The sequence below is a fragment of the Imperialibacter sp. genome (assembly GCF_040222815.1).
Classification (GTDB): Bacteria; Bacteroidota; Bacteroidia; order Cytophagales; family Cyclobacteriaceae; genus Imperialibacter.
The window spans coordinates 1-1,904 of the sequence record NZ_JAVKCH010000052.1; the positions used below are offsets into that span (position 1 = coordinate 1).

Genomic DNA, 1,904 nt, shown 5'->3' on the forward strand with positions numbered 1-1,904 from the left:
GAGCTAACGTCTGACTCGACAGCGCTGGTTAAAATCTACGACCAAATGGGAGGTGCTGGCTGGAGTAGTTCAGGGAACTGGAAGGTAAGCCAGGTGAGAGGCTGGGCAGGCGTAGCAGTAACAAATAGCCGGGTGAGCGCACTCAACCTTGCCTCTAATAATGTGACGGGCACCTTCCCAACGCTGACGGGCACCGAGTTGAATGCACTACAGCAGCTGGACCTGGCCAATAACCAGGTCACGCTGGTGCCCGACAACACTAACCTGGCAGCACTGTCAGTATTGGATCTGTCTTCCAATCAACTGGACTTTGGTTCCCTGGAGCAGTTTGCAGGGGTAACGACGTTTAGCTACTCACCGCAGGGCGATATTTTCGCAGCTACTGACCTGCTTCAGGAAAGAGGCGAGTCATTGACACTTGATCGCACCAGCCCTGGCGCATCGAACCTTTATCAATGGTATAAAAACGGAACCACCATCGATGGAGCCACCGCAGCGGCGTATACAATCGCCTTTCCCACATTTGCTGAAGAAGGGAGCTACACCGTCGAAGTACGCAATAGCTTGCTACCCAACCTTACGTTGAACACATTGCCTATTACACTTCGGGTAAGCTCATTGGAACGAGACAGGCTGGTACTGACCGAGCTTTATACCCTAACGGCTGGCGACAGCTGGACAAACAAAACCAATTGGAACACGGCTGACATCACTAGCTGGTTTGGCATCACAGTAGAGAACGACCGTGTTACAGGTATTACCCTTCCGTCGAACAACCTTGCTGGTGATGTACCCGCTGGTCTGGGCGACATGAGGAGACTTACAGTGATTGATTTGAATGACAATGAGATAAGCAGCTTGCCAGCGCTAACCAACATCATACAGCTCAACACCCTTGACGTTAGAAACAACCGGCTTCAGTTTGACGACCTTGAGCCTAACATAGGCATAGCGAGTATGACCTATGCACCTCAGAAGCTTACCGGCCAGGCCAGAGACGAAAAGATAGCAGTGAACACAGAAGTAACAGTAGAGGTGCCAGTTGGTGGGACGGCTAATAGCTACCAGTGGTATCGCAATGGATCATCGATAGCCGCAGGAACCAGCAGCACCTATCAGCTAGGGCCAATAAGGTATGAGAACATGGGAAGCTATGAGCTGGAGATAACCAATAGCAAAGTAGCTGGCCTCAGCTTGCGAAGCGAAGTACAAAGAGTTCTTGCCACTGCCGCCATTACAGGCACGACAACAGACCTGAACGAATTAAGAGTTAGCGGCGTAACAGGCGCATTGTTAGGAGTAAAAGAAGGAGCTTATGATACGACAGGTTTATACACCAGCAGCGATAATGGCGTGTTTACAATCAACAGTGTGATATTGGGAGACTATCTTTTGTACGGAGAGCAGGACAAACAAGTATACATCCCGAGCTACTACCGGAGCACGATCGACTGGGTGTTTGCCGACCTGATCCAACTAAGAGACAATAGTGGAGACCTGGCGTTAACGCTGGTTAACGTACCGAGGGAGTTGACCCCGGCGGATGGAGACAACACGTTCAAAGGTCTTTTTGAATCGGACTTTGGGGACACTGGGGGCAGGGTTCTTGACCGCAGCCGAGTGCAGGGAGCCGGGGTGAGTGTGAGCCGTTCCCGGTTCAGAGCGAAAGACAACGAAGATGAGTATGAACTGATCGCCTATGTTCAAACCGATGAAACGGGTCAGTTTGAGATGAACAACCTGCCCGACGGGGACTATCGTGTCAACATACAGTATCCGGGCATCCCGATGGATCCGACCTCATTTGTGGACTTCCAGTTGGGGGGCGGCACAGGTGTTGAGCAGAACAGCATCCGTATCAATGCGTTGGCTACTCCTACCAGCATTGTGGTGACCAAGGTGGA

At 51.4% G+C, this 1,904-nt stretch carries 1 protein-coding gene; it reads left to right on the forward strand.

Annotated features, from left to right (window positions below; genetic code table 11):
- The coding region (locus tag RIF36_RS25055) for a hypothetical protein (RefSeq protein WP_350149700.1) at positions 1 to 1,904 on the forward strand (1,904 nt) is incomplete at both ends.